Source organism: Bradyrhizobium sp. USDA 4341 (genome assembly GCF_054063755.1).
The window spans coordinates 3,956,531-3,980,749 of the sequence record NZ_JBSSGO010000002.1 but is presented as its reverse complement, the minus strand read 5'-3'; the positions used below and the strand labels follow the sequence as shown (position 1 = coordinate 3,980,749).

Below are 24,219 nucleotides of genomic sequence, written 5' to 3'. Positions count from 1 at the left end.
CCGCGTCGGTCTGCTGCGGTCCTGTCCCCGTCATGGCGCTATGGGGGACGATCGGACGGGAGCCGACAGCGCCACGCCTCGTTGGCAAGGAGCCGGCGCTGTCGGTCGGCGATGGCAGGCCATCCGGAGCGTACCACGCTGAGGACCGCAGCGTCGGCGGATGGACCTTCATCGCAAGCAAAATAGGCGCGAAGCCGTCCTTCGCAGCGGAAGCCGAGGCCGGTGTAGAGCTCGAGCGTACGCCGCAGGCGCCAATCCAGATGCACCTCGGCCCGCTCGACGGCGAGCACCTCGAAGGCATACCGCGTCATGAGATGCGCGACATGGCTGATGAGCAGGACCTCGTCCAATCGTCCGCTGCTCCAGATCGGCGCAAGCGTCGCCCGCCTCTCCTCCGGCTCGAGCGCTGCGAAAGCGGTAAGGCCGACGATGTCGCCTGACCCGGCGTCCTCGATCGCGAACGCGGCCGTGACATTCGCGCAGCTCAGCGTGGCTGCCATGCGCGCGGCCGCCGCCTGGCCGGAGCCGCCGCGATCGAGCTGCCGAAGCGTGCCGGCGTCCCCGAGCGGCTTTACCCGCGAGATCTCAGAACCGTGGATCCTGGTCAGCAGGATGCGGTCGGTGGCCAAGGCGGCGTGGCTGTCTGCGAATTGCATGCCCTATTGACGCATCGAACCAACATGCCGTCAAATGACCGGAATGGCAGTTCATATGCGGATTGGTCATGCCCCTGAATCCAAGACACGTTGACCTGTTTCGCGAGGTCGTGCGTCACAACGGAATCACCAAGGCGGCCCTGAGCCTGCGGATCGGGCAGCCCTTCGTCAGTCGCGCCATCGCGCGGCTGGAGCGCGAGATCGGCTTCGCGCTGTTCGAACGCGGGCGCGGCGGCGTCACGTTGACGCCGGAAGGCGAGATATTCCTGCATGAGGTGGAGCGCAACCAAGCCGGGCTGGAGTATCTGGCGCGTGCCGCGCGCGGCATTCGCGCGCGGGGCAGCGGGACGCTGAGGATCGCCTGCCTTCCAGCATTCACCTATTCGTTGATGCCGCGGATCGTCAGCAAGTTCTCCAGGAAGAACCCCGGCATCATGCTGTCGGTCGCCGTGCACAGCCCTGAACGGGTCTGGAGTCTGGTTGCTGCAGGCCAGTGCGATGTCGGGTTGGCGCGACCCCAGTCAGGCTTTGCAGCGGTCGACGACGAACTGTTGATGACGACCGACGCCATCTGCGTGCTGCCGCGTCAGCACCGACTGCGGTCCAAGCGGTTGATCGTGCCAAAAGACCTGCACGGCGAGGCGATGATTGCGGCAGCCCCGGGCGCGCCGCATCGATCGCGCCTCGAACGCGCCTTCGAAGACGCCGGGGCCGAGGTCAGAACGGTGGCGGAGATTCAGTACAGCATGCAGCGCTGCGCTCTGGTTGCGCAGGGGCTGGGCTTCTCGATCGTCGATCCCGTCGTGGCGCGGGATTTTGCCAGCGCCCGGATCGTGCTCAAGCCGTTCGCGCCGCAGCTGGAGATCACCACTGTGCTGCTGTTTCCGTCGCAACGGCCGCGCAGCCGTCTTGCGCTGGAATTCTGCGACCTGCTTCGCGCCGAGACCGCGGAATACAGGAAGCCCGCCCGCGCTCCGGCCTGACTCACACTTCCAGCCATTCCTCGCGAATGGCGGCATTCGCCTTGAGCTGGTCGGGCGTGCCTTCGAACACGACGCGGCCGTGGCCCATGATGTAGACCCGGTTCGAGATCTTCATCGCGATCGACAGCTTCTGCTCGACCAGCAGGATGGCGACGCCGGCCTTGGCGATCCGCGCGATCAGTTCGCCGACCTGCTGCACGATCAGCGGTGCCAAGCCCTCGGTCGGCTCGTCGATCATCATCAGTTCAGGATCGCCGAGCAGGGTGCGGCAGGTGGTCAGCATCTGCTTCTCGCCGCCCGAGAGCACGCCGGCCGGCGTGTCGGCGCGGCGGGCGAGGTTGGGGAACATGTCGAGCATCTCCTGCAGCCGCCACTTGCCGGGGCGGCGCGGGTCCTTGATGCCGAGGATCAGGTTCTGGCGCACCGTCAGGCTCGGGAAGATGTCGCGATGCTCCGGCACATAGCCGAGGCCGAGGCGGGCGATCTTGTGGCTCGGCAGGCCCGCGATGTCCTTGCCCTTGAAGCGGATGGTGCCCTGCGGCGGCACCTCGCCCATGATCGCCTTGACGGTCGTGGAGCGGCCGACGCCGTTGCGACCGAGCAGGCTGACCACTTCGCCGGCGGCGATGTCGAGATCGACACCCTGCAGGATGTGGCTCTTGCCGTAATAGGCGTGGAGATTTCTGACCTCGAGCATCAGTCGACCTCCTCGCCGAGATAGGCTTCCTTGACCTTCGGATTGCCGCGGATTTCCTCCGGGGTGCCGGAGGCGATGATGTGGCCGTAGACCAGCACCGAGATGCGGTCGGCGAGGCCGAACACCACGCTCATGTCGTGCTCGACGATGACGAGCGTGCGTCCTTCGGTGAGGCGGCGGATCAGCGCGACGGCGCGTTCGGTCTCGGCGTGGCTCATGCCCGCGGTCGGCTCGTCCAGCATGATGACGCTGGCGCCGCCCGCGATCGTGATGCCGATCTCGAGCTCGCGCTGCTCGGCATAGGTGAGCAAGCCCGCCGGCACGTCGCGGCGATGGGTGAGATGGATGTCGTCGAGGATCTGCGCGGTCCGCTGCTTCACCTCGGGCAGATTGTCGACGTTCTTCCAGAACGCGTAGCGGTGGCCGGTCGCCCACAGCACGGCGCAGCGGACGTTCTCCCACACCGTCATGCGGGCGAACACATTGGTGACCTGGAACGAGCGCGACAGGCCGCGCCGGTTAATCTCGAACGGCCGCAGGCCCGAGGTGACTTCGCCGTTCAGCCGGATCTCGCCCGAGGTCGGCTTGATATAGCCACTGATCAGGTTGAACGTCGTCGACTTGCCGGCGCCGTTCGGGCCGATGATGGCGTGACGCTCGCCCTTGGCGACGCTCAAATTGAGATCGCGGATGATGGCGACATTGCCGAAGCTCTTCTCGACGGCGTTGACTTGGATGGCTGCGGTCATGCGAGATACCCCCGATCACGAGCCACCGTCGCGGCGCGATCCCAGGCTTCGGCGACGCGCCGCCAGGTGATACGCGCGACCAGGAAGCCGCCGACCACCAGAACCGCGGCGGCCGCCCAGGTCGTCGGTGCGGTGGCGACGAAGGGAATGCCGAGCAGATTGATTGCGTCGCCACCCGAGAAACGCGCGACGGTCTCGATGCTCAGGATGATGCCGAGCCCAAGCGCCAGCGTCGGGATCGCCGCGACCAGATAGGACGGGACCACGGTGCCGAGGGTGCCGGCGCGGATCAGCGGACGGTGTTTCATCAGGATGCCGGCGATGCCGCCCGGCGCGAACATCACGATGGCGATGAAGATGATGCCGAAATAGAGCTGCCAGACCGAGGTGACGTTGGTCAGCCCGAGCTGCAGGTACGTCACCAGGATGGCGCCGAGGATCGGACCGAAGAAATAGGCGGTGCCGCCGATGAAGGCTGCGAACAGCACCAGGCCTGACTGCGTCGCGCCGAGATAGGCCGAGTTGGCGATCTCGAAATTGATCGCGGCGAGGCCTCCGGCGATGCCGGCGAAGAAGCCGGCGAACATGTAGGCGAGATAGCGCACCACATGCGGATCGTAGCCGATGAACTCGACGCGCTCCGGATTGTCGCGCACCGCGTTGCAGATGCGTCCGAGCGGCGTACGGGTCAGCGCATACATCGCGATCGCGGAGACCATCACCCAGAACGCGATCAGGTAGTAGACCTGGATCTGCGGCCCGAAGGTCCAGCCGAACAGCGGCATCAGCGCGGTGCGGTCGGTGGTGATGCCGGATTCGCCGCCGAACACACTGCGCAGGATCAGCGACGATGAGGCCACCAGTTCGCCGATGCCGAGCGAGATCATCGCAAACACCGTGCCGGCGCGCTTGGTCATGACCCAGCCGACCACCAGCGCGAAAGCCATGCCGCCGATGCCGCCCATCAGCGGGATCACCGGCAGCGGGATCGGCCAGTTGTGGCTCGCGACCGCGTTCATGGCATGCACGGCAAGGAAGCCGCCGAGGCCGTACTGCACGGCATGTCCGAACGACAGCAGCCCGGTCTGGCCGAGCAGGATGTTGTAGGACAGCGCGAAGATGATCGCGATGCCGATCAGGCTGAACGAGGTCAGCGAGCCGCCGGAGGAGAACACCAGCGGCAGTACGACCAGCGCTGCGGCTGCGACCAGCCAGACGCCATAGAAGCTCAGGGCGCCGCCGGACTCATGCTCGGCCGCGGCGGGAGCGGGGGTCACAGCGTTCGTCATGACTCGCGCGTCCCCAAGAGGCCCATGGGGCGGAAGATCAGGACCAGCACCAGCAGCAGATAGGGCAGGATCGGGGCGATCTGCGCGATCGTGACGTTCCAGATGTCGGTGAGGGGCGAGGCGCCGAGGCTCGGATCGAGCGGGCCGAACACGCTGGCGAGCGAACCGTTGAGCGCGACCGCGAAGGTCTGGATCAAGCCGATCAGCAGCGAAGCGATGAAGGCGCCGGGCAGCGAGCCGAGGCCGCCGAACACGATGACGACGAACAGGATCGGCCCGAGCAGCGCGGCCATGTCGGACTGGGTCACCAGCGAGGGACCGGCGATGACGCCGGCGAGACCCGCCAGCGCGCTGCCGACGCCGAACACCAGCATGAACACGCGGCCGACATTGTGGCCGAGATGGCCGACCATGCTCGGATGGGTCAGCGCGGCCTGCACGATGAGGCCGACCCGCGTCCGCTTCAGGGTGACCAGGAGCGCGATGAAGATCACGACCGAGACCACCAGCATGAAGATCTTGTAGGCGGGGTAGTTGGTGGAGAACACGGTGAAGGCCGGGAAATCGAGAGCTGCCGGAACTCGATAGTCGACCGGGCTCTTGCCCCAGATCATCGAGACGATTTCCTCGATCGCGAAGGCGAGACCGAAGGTCAGCAGCAGTTCGGCGACATGGCCGTGCTTGTGGGTGTTGCGCAGGCCGTAGCGCTCGACGCCCATGCCGACGACGCCGACCAAGAGCGGTGCGATCACCAGCGCCGGCCAGAAGCCGATCCAGCGGGTGAGCTGAAAGCCGAAGAACGCGCCCAGCATGTAGAAGCTCGCATGCGCGAAGTTGAGCACGCCCATCATGCTGAAGATGACGGTGAGTCCGCTGGACAGCAGAAACAACAGCATGCCGAACAGCACGCCGTTGAGTGTCGAGATGACGATGAGCTCAGCCACGGCGCACCCGCTTGAGACTGGAACGGTTCACGTGATCAATAACCTGTCGGTGAAATGAACTACGGCACCACGACGCTGCCGGAAGACGAACGCCTCCGCAACCCTGTGGTCGCGGAGGCGCCTTGCAGCGGCCGATCAGGGCCGCTTCATGTTGCAGGTGGTCGGAAGCATCGTCTGATCGGTGTCGATCTTGGAGACGGGGTGCCAACCCCAGCCGGTGTTCTCTTCGTCGAACGGCTCCTTGGCCTTGTCGGCCAACGTTCCGAACGAGGAGATGATGATCGGCTGGAAGAACTGGTGGTCGTCCTTGCGCATGAAGCCGTCGCCGCCGTCGAACACTTCGAACTTCATGCCCTCGAGTGCGGCCGCGACTTTCACCGGATCGATCGAATTGGCTTTCTCGGCGGCGGCCTTGAACATCCGCATCTCGTTGACGGCGCGCGGATACCACACGGAAATGCCGGTCTTGGCGCGGAAGTCCTTCTCGAAATCCATCGCCGCCTTGTTGCCGGAATTCGGGATGCCTTCGCTGATCTGGAACACCTGGTGGTCGAGGCCGGTCTGCTTGATCGCGGTCGGTCCACCGGCGCCGCCGGCATAATAGGTGTACCAGTTGACCTTGAGGCCGGCATCGGCCGCGGCCTTCAGCAGCAGCGCGAAGTCCTGTCCCCAATTGCCGGTCACGACCGTGTCGGCGCCGGACGCCTTGATCTTGGCGATGTAGGGCGAGAAGTCGGTGACCTTGAGCATCGGGTGCAATTCGTCGCCGACGATCTGGATATCCGGCCGCTTTTCGCCCAGCATCTTGCGCGCCTCTGATCGCACCGACTGGCCGAACGAGTAGTCCATGTTGATCAGATAGACCTTCTTGATCGACGGCTGGCCCTTCATGTAGTTGGTCAGCGCGGCCATCTTGATGTCCGAGTTCGCATCCCAGCGGAAATGCCAGTAGCTGCACTTCTCATTGGTCATGCTCGGATCGACCGCGGCGTAGTTGAAGTACAGCACTTCCTTGCCGGGGTTGCGCGAGTTGTTCTTGGTGACGAAATCTTCCAGCGCGGCACCGACCGACGAGCCGTTGCCCTGGGTGATGTAGTGGATGCCGGCGTCGACCGCCTTCTGCGCCTGCACCAGGCTTTCCTGCGGATTGGTCTTGTTGTCGAGGGGGACGATCTCGACCTTGTGGCCGAGGATGCCGCCCTTGGCGTTCAATTCGTCGGCGAGATACTGAAACGTCTTCAGGCCGCCTTCGCCAACGCTGGCGCCGCCGCCGGAGAGCGGATCGATATAGCCGATCTTGATGGTTTCCTGCGCGGACGCCGCGCCTCCCAACACCGTCAGCGCTGCCGCGGCGGCAACGATCAGCTTATGCATCCTGCGTTCCTCCCTTGCTCATGTTTCTGATTGATCTTGAACGATCGAGGCCGTCTCATAACCCCAATTGCCGCGCCTTCGCAACTTTCGCTTTGAATATGGTGTCAAGTTTTAGCGGAAGGTAGTATGATGTTATAGGCTATATGCCCTCGGAATCGGCCACTGTTTTGAATTACAGGTAAACTTTTGGATGAGGCCTGCGCTCGCACGCTGCCTCACTATTTGGGAACCAATGCCGTCCAAGCCTGCACGAAGCGAGCCGATGCTACAAGCTGCGGGACGCGAATTGGCGGCTCAGGCCGGATGCCGGCGCGGCTTGAGCCCTGCGAGAAACAACTGCGCGAAATGATCGGCGATCTGCGCTGGAGACCAGTCGCGCCTGGTCTTGAACCAGATCGGATACCAGTGGCCCATTCCAGTCAGAATACGCTCGGCGAAGTAGGTATCGATGCGGCGGAAGCGGCCCTCATCGATCCAGCGCTGATAGCTGTCCTGGTCCTGCCGGATCGTCGCCAGCACCTCGCCGACATAGGCTTTCCGGTCAGTTTCGTTGAGATAGTTGATGTTGTGGTAGGTCGCCTTCGGGCCGCAGGGCGTGTCGTGCAGCATCAGCAGCAGGCGGATCCTCTGCACGATGTGATCGAATGCGCCGAGGCGCTGGTCTTGCAGGTGCTCGCGAATGCTGATCTCGCCGGTGAGTCCGCGTCGCAGGCAAGCCAGCAGCAGGCTCTCTTTTTCGCTGAAGTGATAGTAGATGCCGGCGCGGGTCATGCCCGCATCGACGGCGATGCTCTCGAGCGACGTGCCCGACGGGCCCCTGCGGTTGAAGCTGTCGGAGGCAATCGAAAGCATCCTGTCGAACTTCGCGGCCCGCTTGTTCAACGCCGCGCGAGACTGCAGGAATGGGGCAAGGCTGAGCGGTTCGGGCATCTCGGGAACCGCGATCTCGCGCCGGTAAACGCCATGCGTGATGATGTCGTCGATGGCATCGATCGCCTGCTGGCGCGTGTAGTAGTCGCGTTCGGACAGCCAGAACGGCACCCAGTCCAGGATGGAGATGAGCGCCACCGCCGTGAGCTGTGGTTCGTCGCAGGCGATCGAGCCGTCCGCCACACCCCGATCCAGAATCTCCGCAAGCCGCGCGGCATTCTGCCAGCGCTTGGCATGGACTTCGCGGCTGTAGGGCGCGGCCAGCGCATCGATATCGGTGAACAGGATCATGCGCTGGCTTTCAGGCCGCAGCCTGCCGCGCACAAAGCGCCGGACGATCTCGAGCCCATCGATACCGGGCTCGGCCGCCGCCTCCATCTCGCGCCTGTAGATGGCGAGGCCACGCAGATAGCAATGAAAGATCAGGTCTTCCTTGTCGCGAAAGTGATGATACAGCGCGCCCGGCACGGCCTGCACCGCCGCCGCAACCTGCTCCATCGTGACATTGGCATAGGAGTGGCGGGCAAACAGCCGGGATGCAGCGACCAGAATCTCTTCAGCTCGATCTGTCAGCGCAGCGATTTGCAAGCTCCGATGCCCTTTCCGATTGCAGGACGACGCCGATCCTGACGGGGAGATAATCCTCTCGGCACCGAACTTTCAATTGTCGATTTGGCCCGACGAATGTCCCATCGCGTGATCCGGAGCATAAGATCATGACGCGGCGGCGCGCATCATGATCTCGTCTCGTTGCGTGAGCACGATCCCGGCGAAGGCCGGCTTCGCAGGCTACTCCTGCGCAAAGGCCTTGTCGAAGAAGGCGGGCAAGTCGTTGCGCAACTGTGTGAGCAGCGCCTCGCGATCGAAGCCGGGCGGATCTGCCGCGGCGTCGCCATCCAAGGTCTGGATCGGTGTGCCGGGGCGGTCCATGAAGGCGAAGTGCCACGCGTTGGGGATCATGTGAAATTCGGCATGCGGCACATTCTGTGCGACCCACTCGGCATGGAAGCGCGGCACCAGCCAGCGGTCGCGTTCCACTGCGTAAACCGCGGTCGGTATCCTGATCGCGGCGAGCGATGCGGCGGTGAAGAACACGCCGGCCGGCGCCATCGCCACCGCCGCGCGCACCCGCGGATCGGTCGCCGTGGGCAGCAATGTCGTCGCCGGCGGTGACTTGGAGCCGCCGCCCATGCTGCAGAACAACGGATCGTCCTTGCTGTCGGTCTTGCAATGCTCGCCGATGCGGGACAGGTCGACCTGGCCGCCGGCCAGCGCGATCACGGTGTAGCCGCCGGCGGAGTGTCCGACCGCCCCGATGCGCGGACCCTGCGCATCGGTCGCGATCTTGTCCTTCCATTCGGGGGTGGCCAACAGCGCATCGATCACCCGCGACGCCTGCCGCGGCCGTTCGGTGAAGAAGGTCCCCGGCGGCTGCTGCCAGATCGAATGATCTTCCCAATTGTCGCCGGGATGCCGCAAGGCCGCGACTAAATAGCCGTGCTGGGCCAGCGCCTCCGCCAGGCTGGTATGCCCGATCTCGGAGCCGCCCGTACCGTGACTGAGGATGATCAGGCCCTTGAACTTTGCATCTGGCGGCGCCCCGATCGCCACCCGGGCCGTGAACGCGCCCATCGGGATGGCACGGGCCGGCGTTTGGGTCGGGTAATAAAGTGCGACGGGGATCGCCGCTGGATTGGAGGGGGAGACCGGGATCGTGATCTGGCGCCAGCCCGCCTCGGCCGCCGCGGCCGCAGTGGGCGGCATCAGCACCGGGAGGGCCAGCAGTCCAAGGCAGAACCAGCGACAGGGCCAAAGCAGCCGGAGGCGAGCCGCCGGAACCAACGAAAATTTCATGAGCGCGTCCTCGAATGATCGACCGTCCGGCTGCTATAGGAAGGGGCGGTCTCGGGTCCACGTCCACTTCGCGAACGGCAGTTCTTATTCGCCAATGACCATCACCGAGCTTTTTCGCCAGGATTCGATGGCCTTGCCGCGGCGCCACGCCGCGCTGCTGCTGCCGGTGGCGACCGGTATCGGGCTCGCGATCGTGGGCGCGTTCGGCACCTATGTCGGGATGGGGTTGCTGACGCGGTTGCTGCATTTCGTTGCCGGGTCGCTCTTGATCACCACCCTGGTCATTGCCGTGACGGCGTTGGTGCGGCGCTATCTGTTCTCCGGCGCCGAGCCGCTCTGGGTCGCGGTCGGCGTCGCGGTCGCGGTTGCGCCGGTCGGCGGCTGGATCGTTCACCAGTTGCTATGGCTGCTGGCGCCGCAGGTGCTTCCCTTTGTGACCTACCGCGATCTCGCCCTGCAGGTGCTGTCCATCAACCTGTTCCTCGGCCCGCTGATCTGGGTCCTTCGGCGGGTACCCGCCGGAACTGCCGATCTTGCCGTCGACCCGGCACAGCCGACGTCCCCGCCGGACGTACGCTGTTCGATTCGGTCGAAATTGCCGTTTGCGCTCCGCAGCGCGGCCATCCTGTCCCTGAGCGCGGAGGACCATTATGTCCGCGTACGCACCGATCGTGGTGAGGCCCTGATCCTGATCAGGCTGGCCGACGCCGTCGCAGCCCTGGGACCGGAGACCGGGGTGCGGATCCATCGGTCGCACTGGGTCGCCCACACCGCGGTCCGGGGGCTGACCCGTCAGTCCGGCCGGCTCGGCGTCCAGCTCGACGACAATCTCGTGCTGCCGGTGAGTCGCGCCGGACAGAAACTGATGCGTAATCAGCAGGATAAGATGCCGCTCGGCGCCTGAGCCGACAAAGCCGCATCGTCGCGCCAAGGCGCTTGGCCGGATCGCCGGAACATCGTAAGACAAGTATCTGGTATACCACGGACCGCCCGCAAGAGGTCCGGGATTGGTCTTCGAGAGAGGAAACATGGCGCGCAACATTCTGATCCTTGGGGCTTCCTACGGCTCCCTGCTGGGGACCAAGCTTCTGATGGCCGGGCACAACGTGTCCCTGGTGTGCCGAAAGAACACCGCGGACCTGATCAACCGCGACGGCACCGAGGTGCGCATCAAGCTGCGGGACGAGAAGGAGCATCGCTCGATCTTCTCGCGCGACCTGCCGGGCAAGCTCGACGCCGTCACGCCCGCCGATGTCGACGTGTCGCGCTACGACATGGTCGGCCTGGCGATGCAGGAGCCGCAATACGCCAACCACACGGTTCGCGTGCTGATGATCAAGATCGCGGCGGCGAAGCTGCCCTGCCTGTCGATCATGAACATGCCGCCCCTGCCGTATCTGAAGCGGATTCCCGCGCTCGGCGGCATGGACCTCGAGGAAGCCTACACCAACGCCCAGGTCTGGGAGCGCTTCGAGCCGGGACTCGTCACGCTGTGCTCGCCGGATCCGCAGGCGTTCCGTCCGCCGGAGGAGAAGGCCAACGTGCTGCATGTCGGCCTGCCGACCAACTTCAAGGCCTCCGCTTTCGCCGACGACAAGCACAACAAGGTTCTGCGCGAGCTCGAAGCCGACATCGACGCGGTGACGCTCGACGGCCAGGACGTTCCGGTGAAGCTGAAAGTGTTCTCTTCGCTGTTCGTGCCGCTCGCGAAGTGGTCGATGCTGCTGACCGGCAACTACCGCTGCATCACGCCATCCGAGCCGCAATCGATCCGCGACGCCGTCCACGGCGATCTCACGCGCTCGCAGGCGATCTATGACCATGTCGATACCATCGCGCGGAAGCTCGGCGCCGATCCTGCCGATCAGGTGCCGTTCGCGAAATACGCCAAGGCGGCGGAAAGCCTGCTCAAGCCGTCATCGGCGGCCCGCGCGGTCGCCGCCGGCGCGCCGTTCATCGAGCGCGTCGATCTGCTGGTGAAGCTGATCTCGCATCAACTCGGCACGCCCAGCGCCGAGATCGACCGCACCGTCGAGACCGTCGACCAGAAGCTGAACGAGAAGATCGTGCAGGGCGGCTCGGGCGCCGAGTAACGGGAACGCACGTTGACGGCGGGGCAGGGCTCGAACCTGCACGACCGTCATGAGCGACGGGATAGCGATCAGCTTCGTTGATCTTGCTGTGGTCTCGGTCGGCTAAGCGGGCCGCGAAGGCAGCGAGGTCATCGCTTCGAGCTGCGCTGTTCGCGTCGCTAAGACAGCGAGCAGGCTCTTGTGCAGCCGATCCTCGGGTTCGAAATTTTGCGCGAGCGTTCGGATGGTCTCGGCAAATCGCATGCGATACGTCGCCGCCCTGTCGACGTCTCCGTAGTTCGCGAAGATCTCGGCGGCCGTGCGGTACACCCGCCAGGACGCAATCGGGAAGTCGGCACTGTCGACGATCTCCAGCGCGCGGGACAGCTGCAACCGAGCCTCCGCTGAATCGCCCAAGGCAAGCGCAGTACGCGCGAGCAGTCCGTGGGCCTGGGCCAGATGATTGAGATCTGGAGCCGTGGCCACATAGTCGTGGAGCTGGCGTGCACAGCTCTGAGCCTGCGTAAAGTCGTCAACCTGCAAGTAATATTCGCCGAGGCAATGATACACCTGCGTCGCGGCGGTAAATTCGATGTCGATGCCTTCCTCATGCCTGCGCCGCTCGATATCGTCGAATTGCCTGCGAGCTCCCGACGGATCGTTCAGGCCGACATAGGCCTTCGCAAGGACGGCCCGCTTGTGGAAGTACGTCGACTGATCGCCGACCAGCAGACTGTCGTCGACGCTTTCGCAGAGCTCCCGGGCTCCATCAAAGTCCATCGCTTCGACATGCAACCATGCAAGCGTCAGCCGGCACAATGCGCTGCTGGGGCCGTTCGCGTTCCTGACGGCAAGTTCCAGGCCGGCCGTGATTTCACGCCGCAGTTCGCGCCATTCGCCCAGATGAATGAGCGCGATGGATTCAAGAACGTTGAACAGAACAAAGGTGTAAACGTCGCCGGCCAAGCGCGCCAACCGCTTTCCTTCGGTGCCGGCGCGGCGGCACTCCTGATACCGCGACCTCCAGCAATCAACGATACCGGATATTCCATTGCGCCTGATCAAGACGCCATAGTTCGTGGCATTCGCACTCAGCTCGATCGCCCTGTCGCAGAGCGTGGCGTCCTGTTTGCGCCAGCCGTTGAGGAACAGGTTGACGCTCGCGCTGCTGCCCTGGACCAGAGCCTTGAATGTGTCGTCCGCAAGCATCTGGCTTCGCGACAGCACATCGTCAGCGGCCTCAAGGCAGGCGTGGCGATCCACGCGCAAGCAGAGACTGCTCACAGCCGTGAGGCCATTGAGCTGCTGCTTGATCTCGCCGGCCTGTTCGGCGCAGGCAATCATGTCGCGCAAATCACGGATCGAGCCGACGAGGTCGCCGCACGAGCGAAGCGCCCAGCTCCGCTCCCGCAAGAGAGCGACGCGGGTTGAGAATTGGTCGGCCGCATCGAAACGATCAAGTATGCCAAGCGCGCGGGTGAGATAGCTTGCGGCCTCCGCATGGCCGAGGCGTTTCGTCGAGCTCCTCGCCGCTTCCCTGAGGTAGCGCAACGCGCTCGGAAAGTCGCGACCCTGCTCAAAGTGAAGTGCGAGCGCGGGCGCTATTTCAGGGGTGCGGCCGGCATAGGCCTCCTCCAGCCTCTTGCCCAAGCGCTTGTGCGTCTGCGCGCGGTGCCCCGGCGGCAGATTCTGGTAAATGATATTCTGATAGAGAATGTGACGAAAGGCGTAGGAGCCCGAATATGTTCCATCGGGCCACTCGGAAACCCCCGAGCGAACGAGGATTTGATCCTTCCGGATCGACGCTTCGATGTCCCTTTCAACGTTGATCGCATCGTCGGACAGGCCGGCCGCAACGAGGGCCGCAGAAAATTCCTCACCGGCAACGCTGGCGACATCGAGCAGACGCCGCTCCTTATCGGTGAGGCGATCGAGCTCGTGGCCGATCATGTTCAGGAGGCTGTCTGGAATGCGATCTTGCGTGAATGTCGCCTGCGAGGCCAGGCGCCATCTGCCGTCGATTTCGACGATCGACTCGTGGTCGATCAAGTGTTTGAGCAGCGAGGCAACAAACAAGGGATGTCCCAGCGTTCGCTCGAACACGGGCTTTGACAGGCTGGAGGCAAGTTCCTCGTCGTCGAAGCGCAATGCCAGGTAACGCTCGACCTCCGAACGCGACAATCGGTCGAGGCGCAATTCGCTGCAGTATCCATGGATCTCGAGATCCCGATGCAGGCGACGGATGGGATGCCCGCCGGCGGAACTATCGGCCGGACGATAGGAGCAGAGCACCAGCACGCGCGCGTTGCCGTTTCCGCGCGCGAAGCGAGACAGCACGTCGAGTGTCGCGAAGTCGCTCCAATGCAGATCTTCGAGCACAAGCACCCAGGGGCGGCCGGTGCTCAGCGCTTCCAGAAGATCGCAAAATTCGCGCAGCATCCGCTCGCGTGTCGCGCCGAACACTTCGTCCTGGAAAGCCGCGCGTTCCGATGCGTCGATGGCGCCAGGCAATTGCAGTATCCAAGTCGGGGCGTGCGCGCGAACGGCCGAAATCAATTCCGGACCGTTTGCGCGATAACGGTTCACCAGCGCATCGATGAGTGGAAGAAAGACTTCGTCCGTTCCGAATCGTTCAGTGCAGCGCCCATAGAGCTGATCGAAGCCCTGTTCCGTCAGCTGCTCGATCGCCTTGGTGATGAAGGCCGTCTTGCCAATCCCGGCTTCTCCGGTGACAAAAGCCATCTGTCGTTTGCCGGACAATACATGCCGTGTCATCTGGTCGATCATCGCGAAGGAGGCTGTCCGGCCGACCACCAGGGTGGCGATCTCGACCTTCAGAGGTGCGACCGCGTTCGCGACCTCCCTGGGTGCTTCCCGCACCGTGCCGACAAAGCGGACGCCTTTGCGCGGCAAGGTCTTGATCAGCCGTTGCGCCTCGCCGGAATCGCCTATTCCCGTCCGGGCTGCGTTGATGCGGGTGGTGAGCGCTGACTCCGAGACGATGCGCCCGCCCCAGATTGCACTGATCAGATCGTCCTTGGTCACCACGCGGCCGCGGTGGCGGACAAGATATTCAAGGAGGTCAAAAACCTGAGGCTGCAACGGGATCGGACGTCCGTCACGGCGCAATTCCCGCTGCTCGGTGTCGAGAACAAACTCGTCAAATAGATACTGCAAAACAATGCCTTCGGAGGTGCACGCGAGGCGGACATTCAACCGGTACACCGGCCCGAAAGCAAGCACGCCCTTCAAAATCAAGGAAACGATAAGAACAAATTAAGCTCGCGTTAAAGCGTGGCGTGGCGTGGCGTTCGATACTTCCAGCCGTATCCAGCCACTCACACAAGGTGCTCGTGTCATGCGCTTGGAAGAAAAGGCGCGGCGTCTTACCCGCGTGTTCTATGGGTTGTTGTTTCGCAAGATGTTTCAGTCGATCGCGGCATCGGCCGCACCATTGTTTGACGGCAGGGCTTCAGCCCGAAGCGACCCGTTATTTTCTGTCGCCTCCACGAGTTCTTCCCGGAAAATGGGCTGGTTTGGGCGCCTCCTTCAAACGCTCCACCATTCGCGACGGCCGCAGGCAGAGCGCACCCTTCGACAGTATCGTCACCTGATCGACAACAGGTGGCACCAGTTTGCCTCGCGATCCGATGTTGGAGGACATGACAATGTCGGTCAGTGAAAAGTCGTCCGAACGCAAACTTCGGATTTCGGCATCGAGCGAGAATGCGCTGCTGGCAACGATCGCCATCTGCTTTGTCATTGTGCACATCCTTGCAGCCACGATGTTGACTTCGACGCGCCAGAGCGATGCCGGGGCGGCGCCCGAGCCGGCCGGACTGTCGTCCACGGACTGATCGCCACGTCGCTATTCCCAGATTTTGCGAACCGGAAGGGTTAGCTCATGGGCGACATTGCGTCGTTTTGCCTGCTTAGTATCGCCGTGTTTTGCGGCGCTTTCGTCTCGGGCCTCGCGGGTTTTGCCTTTTCGGCGGTGGCCGGCGCGATTCTGCTTCACGTTCTCCCACCACTGGAGGCGGTCCCGCTGATGATGGCCTGCAGCATCACCGTGCAAGTCACGGGTCTTTGGGCCTTGAGAAAAAGCATCCGCTGGAAACAGAGCTCCGCGCTGGTCGTCGGCGGATTGCTTGGCGTACCGATCGCCGTCTGGCTGCTGCAAGCCGCGGACGCGCGGATCTTCAGAGAGAGCTTTGGTCTCGCCGTCGCCTGCTATGCGGCCTACACCTTATTCCGGCCGGTGCTTTCTCATCGCTTGCAGATGAATGCGGGCCGTAATGCATTGATCGGTTTCGGCGGAGGCTTTGTCGGCGGGCTGACGGCAATGCCGGGTGCAATACCGACCATATGGTGTGACATCCACGGCGTGCCGAAAACCGAGCAGCGCGGAATGGTTCAACCCTTCATCGCGGCCATGCAGATATTCGCACTTGGCCTCATGCTGATCCGAGGAGATCTGTCGACAAAGGTCCTGGTCGACTTCGCCGTCAGCATCCCGGCACTCCTCGCAGGAACAGCGCTCGGGCTTTTTGTGTTTCGCTGCGTCGATGACGCGCTGTTCCGGCGAATCATTCTCGGCATCTTGCTGGTTTCGGGACTGTTGCTGGTGTTGTAGCTGCGCCAGCCGCGCCTCCGGTTACAATGGCAGCCAGTTGCTGGCTTCTCGCCATGCATCGGCGATTGGGAAAATGCAGAACCGCGATTGCCGAACGCATGGCTCCGCCTACCCAGGTGAGGTAGGCTCGCGCAGTTGCGGTTGGGAGCCACGGACATGCCGATCAAAACGCTTCCTCTTCTTGCAATCTATGGCGATCTGGAACGCGCGCGCGACATCATGCGCGCCTGGCAGCCGCTCGACCATCTTTCCCCCGACGATGCCGAGATCGTCGTGAAAGCGATCGCCGAGGGCATTGCGCGCGGGCGCCGGCACGGGCTCGAGTTGGGGCAGTGCCATTTGGCGGCTTAAGCCACGCGCTGAGCGATTCTGATATCGCCAGCACGTGAGGTGAGTACGCCGGTCAGGCTTCCTCTCCCCTTGCGGGAGAGGGTGGGGAGAGGGGTGGCCCGGGCGAGATGATTGGCATGGGTGTCGCTATCGCAGCGCCGACCGTGCCGTACGAATATTGAGAGAGACCGTCGTGTGGCACCCCTCTCCCCAACCCTCCCCCGCAAGGGGGGAGGGAGCCCTTCCGCCGGTGACTCCCTTACTTGCGTGAATGGCGATACTGCATTCTAGCTCTGCTGCTTCACGGCCAAGATCGTCACCGCACGCGTCTGGTGGCTCGGCGTCTGGAAATCGATGGTCTGGCCGACCGACAATCCGATCAGGGCGGCGCCGACCGGCGTCAGCACCGAGATGCGCCGGAGTGCGATGTCGGCTTCGTGCGGGTACACCAGCACGACTTCCCTGACGTCGCCGGTCTCGTCGTCGCGGTAGCGCACGCGCGCGCCCATACGGACCACGTCAGGCAGTTCGGAATCGTCGGCGACGACCCGGGCCCGGTCGGTCTCGCGCGCGAGGAACTGGGCCACGCGCGGAAACACCGCCATGCTGGAATCGGCCAGCGCGCTGAGGCGATGCGCCTCGCTCGCGGTGATCACGATCGGTGGCAACGCGGGAGCGGTAAAGTCGTTCGCAATGGTTCGGGTCATGTCGGATGATCTTTGCGGTTGATCGGAGGCGCGGCGACGCCGGCGCGTGGATGTCTCGCGCGATGCGTCGGGCCGAATGATCTTGATGAAGCTATGATTTTGACGGCGTCGAGAAACCGGACGGCGCGCGATCGCCGGCCGGCTAAGTGCCTGCGTGCAGACGTCCAGCGCGCAAGCCGAGGCGCGCAATGCGGGTGTCGATGCTCAACATGTCGATCATGGCACCATCAACATAGCCGCTCGTGACGTCGCATCCATTGCGGCGAAAGCGCGCACGCGCCATCGCCGTAGCAGTCCGGCGTCAGGGCTGGCCGATACCGGTGAGGCCGAGCACCGCGCCGGCGGCGAGCGCGAGCAGCGGATGGATGCGGGTGGTCGTGGTGGCGATCGCAACGATTGCCGCGATCAGGATGGTACCCCAACTCGAAGCGGACGCATGGGTGATCACGATGGCGCTGGCAGTGACGAGGCCGGCGGTGACCGGAACCAGCCCGGCCTGCACCGTGCGGCGCCACGGCCGGTCCTTGAAGCGTTCCCAGAGCCGCAGCGCGAAGGCGGTGACGAGCGACGACGGCCCGAACTTGGCGAGCGAAGTCACCAGTACGCCGGAGAAGCCGGCGACATGCCAGCCGACCAGCGGGACCACCATCATGTTCGGTCCGGGAGCAGCCTGCGCCAGCGCGAACAGCGCGCCGAATTCCTGCGCCGTCATCCAGTGATGGATGTCGACCACCTGACGCTGCATCTCCGGCAGGATGGTGTTGCCGCCGCCGAACGCGAGCAGCGAGAGCTCGGCGAAGATCAGTGCGAGTGTGACCAGGGTTCCGGTCATGGCGCCTGCCTCGATCGGAGGACAATGCTGAGCGGCGCGAGCGTCAATAGCGTTGGCAGCAGCGGCAATCTGAACACCGCGATCGCGAGCACGCAGAGCGCGCCGATCAATAGGCCGAGCACATCGCGGCGCAACGGCCAGGCGATCTTGATCGCGGTGGAGATCAGCAGCCCGGCTGCCGCGGCGGCGAGGCCGCCGAACAGATGACGCACCACCGGGTGGTCGGCGAAGCGGCCATAGATCACGCCAAGCCCAATCACGACCGCGGTCGGCACCGCGATCAGGCCGAGGATCGAAGCAAGGGCGCCGGGAATGCCGCGAAACTTGAGCCCGACCGCCACCGACATGTTGATGATGTTGCCGCCGGGCAGGAATTGGCAGAGCCCGAGCAAATCGGTGAACTCGGCGCTGGAGAGCCAGCCGCGCTTTTCCACCATCATGTGCCGCGCCAGCGGCAGCACGCCGCCGAAACCGGTCAGGCCGAGAATGAAGAAGCCCGTGAACAACTCGCCGACATCAGGTGCGTCATGCTTGGCGGTCTGTGCGGCCGGTATGGCGTCCATCGGCGGGGCGGCTCCGGTTCGTTCCTGAACCGACTTTAGTTGGCCGCGTGCCAAATATCCAATATATGGATAAGGGAATTTGCATATCTATTGCATATGGATCGCCTGATGATCGAGCTGCGCCATCTCCGCTATGCCGTCGCGGTCGCCGACGAGGGCCACATCACCCGTGCCGCCGCGCGCCTTGGCATCCAGCAGCCGCCGCTGAGCCAGCAGATCCGCGCGCTGGAAACCGCGATCGGCGCGCCGCTGTTTCGCCGGCAGCCGCGCGGGGTCGAACTGACCGCCGCCGGCCGCGCCTTCGTCGGCAAGGCCCGCGCGATCCTGCGCGACACGGAGCTTGCCGTGGAAGCCGCGCGCCGCGCGAGCCGCGGCCAGGAAGGGCAGCTTGCGATCGGCTTCACCTCGTCGGCCGCCTTCCATCCCTTCGTCACCGGCGTGATGCGCGAAATGCGCGAGCGCGCGCCGGCGATCACGCTGTCGCTCGAGGAGGCCTCGACCGGCGAGCTGATCGAGGCGGTCGAGGCCGACCGGCTCGATGCCGCATTCGTGCGCTCGCCGAGCGAGCGGCTGGAGAACCTCACGATCACGCATCTGCTCGACGAGGAGATGCTGGTCGCGCTGCCCGACCATCATCCGCGCGCCCGGAAGGATCCGCGCCGGCGGATCTCATTGGCCTCGCTCGCCGACGAGCCGCTGATCCTCTACCGCCGTCCGACCGGGCCCGGCCTATACGACAGCATCATCGCCGCCTGCCGCGCAGCGGGCTTCAGCCCGAAGGTGGCGCAGGAGGCGACGCGGATGGTGTCGACGCTCAGCCTCGTCGCGGCGGGGCTCGGCATTTCGATCGTGCCGGAATCCATGGCGCGGCTGGAGACCGCAGGCGTGTCCTATCTCCGCCTCGACCGCGCCACCGGCCTCGTCGCGCCGCTCGCGCTGGCCCGCAAGAAGGGCCCCGCTGGCGGCACGCTCGGCCGCCTGCTCGGGATCGTGACGCGGCGGGTGAAGGACCGTGCCGCCGTTTGAGGAAGTGTCGCGCGACGTGGCTGAGCATCAACGCAGGCCCCGCGGATGGCGTGGAATGTGGGGAGTTTGGCGAACGTTCGCGTCAGGGCGCGGCTAGATAGCTCCCATCGAACTCTGATGCCGGCGCGTCGATCGCAACAGCTCAGTTGCGTCCGGCTGCCTCGGGTTCAATCACCACAGTGAAAGGCAGTTCAATGGCACGTTTTCCTGTCCATACGCTCGACTCCGCACCGGAAGCCTCGAGGCCCGCCCTGCGTGACGTCGAGGCGCGGTTTGGCATGATCCCTAACCTTGCGGCGACGATGGCGACGTCGCCGGTGCTGATCCAGAGCTTCATCGGCATCTTCGACAAGGTTCACGGTGGCAGCTTCACCGAGCAGCAGATCCAGACCGTGCTGCTCACCGATGCGGTGACCAATGGCTGCACCTGGGCGGTCGCGCTGCATTCCGCGCTCGGCCTGCAGGCCGGCCTCGATCCTGAAGATGTCGATGCGATGCGTGCCGGCCGCTCGCCTGCCGACAAGACCCTCGGCGCACTCTCGACGCTGGCGAGGTCGCTGATCGAAAAGCGCGGGCGGCTCGACGACGAGGAGATCGAACGATTCCTGGCGGCCGGGTTCTACAAGGACCTCGTGCTCGAGGTGATTACCATCGTCGCGGCATCGACCATCACCAACTACACCGGCAGCGTGACCAATCCACCGCTTGAGGCGGGATTGCGGGCGCATGCCTGGAATGGTTGAGCCGATCTCAGCCGGCCGGTTGATCACAAGCGAGGCGCTCTACTTTACCTCGCCCCGCGTGCGGGGAGAGGTCGGAACGCATCGTTAGATGCGTTCCAGGTGAGGGGGAGCCTCCGCAAACGCAGCTATTGCGGTATATGCGGAGACAGCCCCTCACCCCAACCCTCTCCCCGTAAGAACGGTGCGAGGGAGCGTAGCAGCCGTCGCAATCGCCTTCGACCCAATCTCATCACGCTCTAGCTAACGTGCAAACCTGGCGCGGTAATCCTGCGGTGTGGTCGACAGCACGCGCAAGAAGCTGCGGCGCATCGTCTCTTCGGACCCGAAGCCGCAGCGCTGCGAGATTCGCTTGACCGGCAGGCGCGTCTCCGAGAGCAGGTGCCGGGCGCCCTCGACCCGCAATCGCTCGATCGCGCGTGCCGGCGTCAACCCGGTTGCATCTGCGTAGTGCCGGCTGAAGCTGCGCTCGCTCATGCCGGCCTGTTTCGCCAATGTCGAAAGCGAGAGGTCGTCGGCCAGATGGCCGCTGATCCAGTCATGCAGCGCGCCGAACCTGTCGTCAGTCGTTTGCAGCGACAGGATTTCGCTGAACTGCGCCTGTCCGCCCGGCCGCTTGAAGAACACCACGAGATAGCGGGCGACGGCAAGCGCCGCCGCGCGGCCGAGGTCTTCCTCCAACAGTGCCAGCGCGAGATCGATGCCGGACGTGACGCCGGCCGACGTCCAGAACGATCCGTCGCGCACGAAGATCGGATCGGACTCGACACGAACATCGGGAAAGCGTTCGGCGAGTTCCGAACAGAATTGCCAATGGGTCGCGGCACGACGGCCATCGAGAACACCCGATGCGGCGAGCAGGAACGCGCCGGTGCAGACCGATGCGGTGCGGCGTGCCTGCCCGGCGCGTCCGCGCACCCAGTCCACCAGGACGCGATCGGCCGCCGCTGCGTTGACGCCGTCGCCGCCAGGAATCACCAGCGTATCGACCGCAGTGCTGACGGCGGGCAGCGGGTGCACCGCGAGCCCGACGCCGGCCGATGCTTCGATCGTGGGCCCGTCCTTGGCGACGACGCGGACCTCATATGGCTCGGCATTGCCTGCCCTGGCCGCCAGCGCGTTGGCGGATGCGAACACCTGCAATGGCCCGGTGACATCGAGCAACTGCACCGCCGGGTAAGCCAGCACTTCGATCAGGCGGCGGCTTTTTGGCGAGAAACGTGGGCTGGTTGGCGTCATCGCCGAAACGTGCCGCGCTAGATTTGCTTTGTCCATAGTTCAAGCGAAGTTTGAGGGAAGTGCGATGATTGCTCACGATGTCCACTTGCGGATCGGATCACTGCTGTTCGAGGGCGTCGATCAAATCGACTTGACCGGGCCGTTCGAGGTGCTGTCGCGGATTCCGAATTCGACCTACCGCATCTACGGCAAGACCGCCGAGCCCGTCCGCGACATCAAGGGATTGCGGCTGACACCGGATGCGACGCTGGCCGAAGCGCCGCCGCTCGATGTGCTGCACGTGCCGGGCGGCTTCGGTCAGCAAGCCTTGATGGAGGACGCCGAAGTGCTCGGCTGGATCAGCCGGCAGGCGGCGGGCGCATGCCGCATTTTCTCGGTTTGCACGGGCGCACTGATTTGCGGAGCGGCCGGCCTTCTGAAGGGGCGCAGGGCGACGACACATTGGGCGTCGTTTCATCTGCTGCCGTTCTTCGGCGCTACGCCCGTGAACCAACGCGTGGTGGTGGATGGAAGCTTTGTCTTCGCCGCCGGAATCACGGCAGGCATCGATGGGGCATTGCGGCTTGCCGCCGAATTGCGCGGCGACGATGCCGCGCGCGCGATCCAGCTCTATATGGTGTATGCGCCGGAGCCGCCGTTCGACTGCGGCACGCCGGAGACCGCGCCACCCGAGATCCTGCAGCAGTCGCGCGAGGCCGTGCGCGCGATCACGGCGCAGCGGGAGGAGACCGCACGCCGCGTGGCCGCTAGGCTGGGTGTCGTGGTGTAGGGAGATTGAGAGCCGCGCTTCAGGTGCGCTCTAATTTCCCGGCTCGAAAGTGCAGTCGGCGCCGCCGCCGGCCTTGTCCTTGATCACCTTTGGATCGAGTGTGCAGGACAGTTTCGACAGCGCCTCGTAGATCGTGCCTGCGGCGCCGTCGGGCGGCACGCCGGCCAGCGCCACGGTCGCGTAGATCGCGTTGGCCTCACTGCCCTTCACGGTGTGGGTCCGGCTGCCGAAGGTCAGCGCGCAGGAGCGCGAGGTGATGTCGACATTGCTGGCGCGGCAGACGACCTTGTCGGCCGTGACGGTGATCTTCCCGGTGACGCGAACATTGCTGTTGCCGTTGAAGAACGCGGCGACCGCCTTCTTCTCCTTGGCCGGCAGCGGCGAATAGGGCGCCACCACGCCTGCGAGCGCCAGCGCGACCGAGCCGGACGTGGTCGCAGGCGCGGCCCATGCGGCGGACGAAGCCAGCCACAATGAACATGCGAGGATCGTCAATCGGCCAAGTCTCATTCCAAGTCTCATTCCCGTCTCCTGTATCTGCGCTTTCCGCGGCGCGGAATCGCTAGCACGCCTTGTGACCTGAATGGGTGATGCCGTTCACACGCGATCCGGCAACTTCACGTGAGGCCGGTGCGCGCATATGGCAGGGCGGCCCCGCGCGGATCGGCTTGCACGATCGCGCCTTCGGCGTCACAGTCCGCTCCGCGGCAGCGATGTCGCCAACAACCAAGACAAGACGATCAGTCCGAGGAACGCCATGGCGGCCATGCGCATCGACTGCGACATCCATCCCGCGGTGGGAGGAACGCGCACCACGTTGCTGCCGTATCTCAGCGATCACTGGAAGGAACAGGTGGTCAGCCGCGCCATCGACGGGCTCGATCTCAATTCCTATCCGCCGTCGATGCCGCTGTCGGGACGCGCCGACTGGCGGCCGGCCGACGGCCGCAAGCCGGGCAGCGATCTCGCCATGGTGCAGCGCGGCGCGTTCGACCAGCTCGGCGCCAGCCACGCCATCGGCAACGTCGTCTATGGCGCGCAGGCGGTGTTCGATCCCTACATGGCGGCGGACTTCTGCAAGGCGATCAATGACTGGATCGCGGCCGAATGGCTCGCCAGGGACACGCGGCTGCGCGCCTCGATCGTGGTGCCGATCCAGGCGCCGGACCTTGCCGTCGAGGAGATCGAGCGCCGCGCCGGCGATCATCGCTTTGTCTCCGTGCTGGTGCCCTCGCAGGGCGAGATGCTGCTCGGGCGGCGGCACTACTGGCCGATCTATCAGGCCGCGGAGAAGTACAGACTGCCGATCGCGATCCACGCCGGCAGCGCCTACCGCGGCGCGCCGAGCTCGATCGGCTGGCCGTCCTATCGCTACGAATATTATCTGGCCGAAGCGCAGGCGTTCCAGGCGCAGACGCTGAGCCTGATCTATGAGGGCGTGTTCGGGAAGTATCCGGGATTGACCGTGGTGCTGATGGAGTCGGGCGTCAGCTGGCTGCCGGCCTTCATGTGGCGCGCCAACAAGACCTGGCGCGGCGTCCGCGTCGAGGTGCCGTGGGTTGAGCGCGAGCCGGCCGCGATCATCCGCGACCATTTCCGTGTCACCATGCAGCCGTTCGACGCGCCGATGGATGCAACCGGCGTCGCGGACATCATCGACCAGATCGGCTCCGACAAGATGTTCCTGTTCGCGTCCGACTATCCGCATTGGCAGTTCGACGGCGACGATCCGATCCCGCCGCACCTGCCGGCGAGCCTCGTCAAGCGGATGTGCGAAGACAACCCGATTGAAACGTTCCCGCGTCTGAAGCTCGACTCGTAATTCGCGCATG

General features: G+C 64.5%; 24 protein-coding genes. 9 read left to right on the top strand and 15 right to left on the bottom strand.

Annotated features, from left to right (window positions below):
* Positions 1-38: 38 nt before the first annotated feature.
* On the bottom strand, positions 39-656 hold the full coding sequence (locus ACVIGB_RS24875; RefSeq protein WP_456720654.1) for a GNAT family N-acetyltransferase: 618 nt from the start codon (positions 654-656) through the stop codon (positions 39-41).
* 68 nt (positions 657-724) lie between these two features.
* On the opposite strand from ACVIGB_RS24875, the gene ACVIGB_RS24870 reads away from it, so the two are divergent.
* Positions 725-1,639: a LysR family transcriptional regulator gene (locus ACVIGB_RS24870; protein ID WP_456720655.1), complete on the top strand. Its 915-nt coding sequence runs from the start codon at positions 725-727 to the stop codon at positions 1,637-1,639.
* A gap of 1 nt (position 1,640) precedes the next feature.
* On the opposite strand, the gene ACVIGB_RS24865 is transcribed toward ACVIGB_RS24870, so the two are convergent.
* From ACVIGB_RS24865 to ACVIGB_RS24835, 7 genes are all read right to left on the bottom strand, one after another.
* Positions 1,641-2,336, bottom strand: coding sequence for an ABC transporter ATP-binding protein (locus tag ACVIGB_RS24865; RefSeq protein WP_176529142.1), 696 nt, complete (start codon positions 2,334-2,336; stop codon positions 1,641-1,643).
* Positions 2,336-3,085 carry an ABC transporter ATP-binding protein gene (locus tag ACVIGB_RS24860; protein WP_342724466.1) on the bottom strand — a complete coding sequence of 250 codons (750 nt, stop codon included), beginning with the start codon at positions 3,083-3,085 and terminating at the stop codon, positions 2,336-2,338. Before ACVIGB_RS24860 ends, ACVIGB_RS24865 begins: the two co-directional genes overlap by 1 nt.
* Positions 3,082-4,374, bottom strand: coding sequence for a branched-chain amino acid ABC transporter permease (locus ACVIGB_RS24855; protein ID WP_456720656.1), 1,293 nt, complete (start codon positions 4,372-4,374; stop codon positions 3,082-3,084). The genes ACVIGB_RS24860 and ACVIGB_RS24855 overlap by 4 nt, the downstream gene beginning before the upstream one ends.
* The gene (locus ACVIGB_RS24850; RefSeq protein ID WP_173638683.1) at positions 4,371-5,318 is read right to left on the bottom strand and encodes a branched-chain amino acid ABC transporter permease; all 948 of its coding nucleotides are present in this window, start codon (positions 5,316-5,318) and stop codon (positions 4,371-4,373) included. Before ACVIGB_RS24850 ends, ACVIGB_RS24855 begins: the two co-directional genes overlap by 4 nt.
* Before the next feature lie 135 nt (positions 5,319-5,453).
* Complete coding sequence (locus tag ACVIGB_RS24845) at positions 5,454-6,692, bottom strand: branched-chain amino acid ABC transporter substrate-binding protein (protein WP_092123853.1); 1,239 nt, start codon at positions 6,690-6,692, stop codon at positions 5,454-5,456.
* 294 nt (positions 6,693-6,986) lie between these two features.
* The gene (locus tag ACVIGB_RS24840) at positions 6,987-8,210 is read right to left on the bottom strand and encodes a TetR family transcriptional regulator (RefSeq protein ID WP_456720657.1); all 1,224 of its coding nucleotides are present in this window, start codon (positions 8,208-8,210) and stop codon (positions 6,987-6,989) included.
* 201 nt (positions 8,211-8,411) lie between these two features.
* Positions 8,412-9,476, bottom strand: a complete 1,065-nt coding sequence (locus ACVIGB_RS24835; RefSeq protein ID WP_456720658.1) for an alpha/beta hydrolase family protein — start codon at positions 9,474-9,476, stop codon at positions 8,412-8,414.
* A gap of 94 nt (positions 9,477-9,570) precedes the next feature.
* On the opposite strand from ACVIGB_RS24835, the gene ACVIGB_RS24830 reads away from it, so the two are divergent.
* Positions 9,571-10,380, top strand: a complete 810-nt coding sequence (locus tag ACVIGB_RS24830) for a LytTR family DNA-binding domain-containing protein (protein ID WP_456720659.1) — start codon at positions 9,571-9,573, stop codon at positions 10,378-10,380.
* Between the two features lie 124 nt (positions 10,381-10,504).
* Positions 10,505-11,569 carry a ketopantoate reductase family protein gene (locus ACVIGB_RS24825; RefSeq protein WP_456720660.1) on the top strand — a complete coding sequence of 355 codons (1,065 nt, stop codon included), beginning with the start codon at positions 10,505-10,507 and terminating at the stop codon, positions 11,567-11,569.
* A 102-nt stretch (positions 11,570-11,671) separates the two neighbouring features.
* On the opposite strand, the gene ACVIGB_RS24820 is transcribed toward ACVIGB_RS24825, so the two are convergent.
* Complete coding sequence (locus ACVIGB_RS24820; RefSeq protein WP_456720661.1) at positions 11,672-14,725, bottom strand: AAA family ATPase; 3,054 nt, start codon at positions 14,723-14,725, stop codon at positions 11,672-11,674.
* A gap of 313 nt (positions 14,726-15,038) precedes the next feature.
* On the bottom strand, positions 15,039-15,398 hold the full coding sequence (locus ACVIGB_RS24815; RefSeq protein WP_456720662.1) for a hypothetical protein: 360 nt from the start codon (positions 15,396-15,398) through the stop codon (positions 15,039-15,041).
* Between the two features lie 54 nt (positions 15,399-15,452).
* On the opposite strand from ACVIGB_RS24815, the gene ACVIGB_RS24810 reads away from it, so the two are divergent.
* The gene (locus ACVIGB_RS24810) at positions 15,453-16,181 is read left to right on the top strand and encodes a sulfite exporter TauE/SafE family protein (protein WP_092123865.1); all 729 of its coding nucleotides are present in this window, start codon (positions 15,453-15,455) and stop codon (positions 16,179-16,181) included.
* Between the two features lie 156 nt (positions 16,182-16,337).
* Positions 16,338-16,532: a hypothetical protein gene (locus ACVIGB_RS24805; RefSeq protein WP_092123867.1), complete on the top strand. Its 195-nt coding sequence runs from the start codon at positions 16,338-16,340 to the stop codon at positions 16,530-16,532.
* A 266-nt stretch (positions 16,533-16,798) separates the two neighbouring features.
* Here ACVIGB_RS24805 and rnk read toward each other — a convergent pair whose 3' ends face one another.
* The 3 genes from rnk to ACVIGB_RS24790 form a co-directional block, all read right to left on the bottom strand.
* The gene (rnk, locus tag ACVIGB_RS24800) at positions 16,799-17,218 is read right to left on the bottom strand and encodes a nucleoside diphosphate kinase regulator (protein WP_456720663.1); all 420 of its coding nucleotides are present in this window, start codon (positions 17,216-17,218) and stop codon (positions 16,799-16,801) included.
* Positions 17,219-17,519: 301 nt separating this feature from the next.
* On the bottom strand, positions 17,520-18,050 hold the full coding sequence (locus ACVIGB_RS24795) for a chromate transporter (protein WP_456720664.1): 531 nt from the start codon (positions 18,048-18,050) through the stop codon (positions 17,520-17,522).
* Positions 18,047-18,613, bottom strand: a complete 567-nt coding sequence (locus ACVIGB_RS24790) for a chromate transporter (RefSeq protein ID WP_456720665.1) — start codon at positions 18,611-18,613, stop codon at positions 18,047-18,049. Before ACVIGB_RS24790 ends, ACVIGB_RS24795 begins: the two co-directional genes overlap by 4 nt.
* 111 nt (positions 18,614-18,724) lie before the next feature.
* Here ACVIGB_RS24790 and ACVIGB_RS24785 point away from each other — a divergent pair, with 111 nt between their 5' ends.
* Positions 18,725-19,639 (top strand): LysR family transcriptional regulator, encoded by a 915-nt coding sequence (locus ACVIGB_RS24785; protein WP_456725082.1) that lies wholly within the window; start codon positions 18,725-18,727, stop codon positions 19,637-19,639.
* A gap of 194 nt (positions 19,640-19,833) precedes the next feature.
* The gene (locus ACVIGB_RS24780) at positions 19,834-20,382 is read left to right on the top strand and encodes a carboxymuconolactone decarboxylase family protein (protein WP_456720666.1); all 549 of its coding nucleotides are present in this window, start codon (positions 19,834-19,836) and stop codon (positions 20,380-20,382) included.
* 240 nt (positions 20,383-20,622) lie between these two features.
* Here the strand turns inward: ACVIGB_RS24780 and ACVIGB_RS24775 are convergent, their stop codons facing one another.
* Positions 20,623-21,618 (bottom strand): GlxA family transcriptional regulator, encoded by a 996-nt coding sequence (locus ACVIGB_RS24775; protein WP_456720667.1) that lies wholly within the window; start codon positions 21,616-21,618, stop codon positions 20,623-20,625.
* 64 nt (positions 21,619-21,682) lie between these two features.
* Between ACVIGB_RS24775 and ACVIGB_RS24770 the strand changes: the two genes are divergently transcribed.
* Positions 21,683-22,387, top strand: coding sequence for a DJ-1/PfpI family protein (locus tag ACVIGB_RS24770; RefSeq protein ID WP_456720668.1), 705 nt, complete (start codon positions 21,683-21,685; stop codon positions 22,385-22,387).
* Between the two features lie 30 nt (positions 22,388-22,417).
* Here the strand turns inward: ACVIGB_RS24770 and ACVIGB_RS24765 are convergent, their stop codons facing one another.
* Positions 22,418-22,909, bottom strand: coding sequence for a hypothetical protein (locus tag ACVIGB_RS24765; RefSeq protein ID WP_456749225.1), 492 nt, complete (start codon positions 22,907-22,909; stop codon positions 22,418-22,420).
* Positions 22,910-23,144: 235 nt separating this feature from the next.
* Between ACVIGB_RS24765 and ACVIGB_RS24760 the strand changes: the two genes are divergently transcribed.
* Positions 23,145-24,209, top strand: a complete 1,065-nt coding sequence (locus ACVIGB_RS24760; protein ID WP_456720670.1) for an amidohydrolase family protein — start codon at positions 23,145-23,147, stop codon at positions 24,207-24,209.
* Positions 24,210-24,219: the final 10 nt, after the last annotated feature.

Bases quoted from the DNA above. Each gene is read 5' to 3' on its own strand.
- ACVIGB_RS24860 (WP_342724466.1), bottom strand. From the start codon at position 3,085: ATGACCGCAGCCATCCAAGTCAACGCCGTCGAGAAGAGCTTCGGCAAT.
- ACVIGB_RS24875 (WP_456720654.1), bottom strand. From the start codon at position 656: ATGCAATTCGCAGACAGCCACGCCGCCTTGGCCACCGACCGCATCCTG.
- ACVIGB_RS24825 (WP_456720660.1), top strand. From the start codon at position 10,505: ATGGCGCGCAACATTCTGATCCTTGGGGCTTCCTACGGCTCCCTGCTG.
- ACVIGB_RS24845 (WP_092123853.1), bottom strand. From the start codon at position 6,692: ATGCATAAGCTGATCGTTGCCGCCGCGGCAGCGCTGACGGTGTTGGGA.
- ACVIGB_RS24830 (WP_456720659.1), top strand. From the start codon at position 9,571: ATGACCATCACCGAGCTTTTTCGCCAGGATTCGATGGCCTTGCCGCGG.
- ACVIGB_RS24835 (WP_456720658.1), bottom strand. From the start codon at position 9,476: ATGAAATTTTCGTTGGTTCCGGCGGCTCGCCTCCGGCTGCTTTGGCCC.
- rnk (WP_456720663.1), bottom strand. From the start codon at position 17,218: ATGACCCGAACCATTGCGAACGACTTTACCGCTCCCGCGTTGCCACCG.
- ACVIGB_RS24775 (WP_456720667.1), bottom strand. From the start codon at position 21,618: ATGACGCCAACCAGCCCACGTTTCTCGCCAAAAAGCCGCCGCCTGATC.
- ACVIGB_RS24790 (WP_456720665.1), bottom strand. From the start codon at position 18,613: ATGGACGCCATACCGGCCGCACAGACCGCCAAGCATGACGCACCTGAT.
- ACVIGB_RS24760 (WP_456720670.1), top strand. From the start codon at position 23,145: ATGGCGGCCATGCGCATCGACTGCGACATCCATCCCGCGGTGGGAGGA.
- ACVIGB_RS24855 (WP_456720656.1), bottom strand. From the start codon at position 4,374: ATGACGAACGCTGTGACCCCCGCTCCCGCCGCGGCCGAGCATGAGTCC.
- ACVIGB_RS24780 (WP_456720666.1), top strand. From the start codon at position 19,834: ATGGCACGTTTTCCTGTCCATACGCTCGACTCCGCACCGGAAGCCTCG.
- ACVIGB_RS24865 (WP_176529142.1), bottom strand. From the start codon at position 2,336: ATGCTCGAGGTCAGAAATCTCCACGCCTATTACGGCAAGAGCCACATC.
- ACVIGB_RS24805 (WP_092123867.1), top strand. From the start codon at position 16,338: ATGCCGATCAAAACGCTTCCTCTTCTTGCAATCTATGGCGATCTGGAA.
- ACVIGB_RS24765 (WP_456749225.1), bottom strand. From the start codon at position 22,909: ATGAGACTTGGAATGAGACTTGGCCGATTGACGATCCTCGCATGTTCA.
- ACVIGB_RS24795 (WP_456720664.1), bottom strand. From the start codon at position 18,050: ATGACCGGAACCCTGGTCACACTCGCACTGATCTTCGCCGAGCTCTCG.
- ACVIGB_RS24870 (WP_456720655.1), top strand. From the start codon at position 725: ATGCCCCTGAATCCAAGACACGTTGACCTGTTTCGCGAGGTCGTGCGT.
- ACVIGB_RS24770 (WP_456720668.1), top strand. From the start codon at position 21,683: ATGATTGCTCACGATGTCCACTTGCGGATCGGATCACTGCTGTTCGAG.
- ACVIGB_RS24810 (WP_092123865.1), top strand. From the start codon at position 15,453: ATGGGCGACATTGCGTCGTTTTGCCTGCTTAGTATCGCCGTGTTTTGC.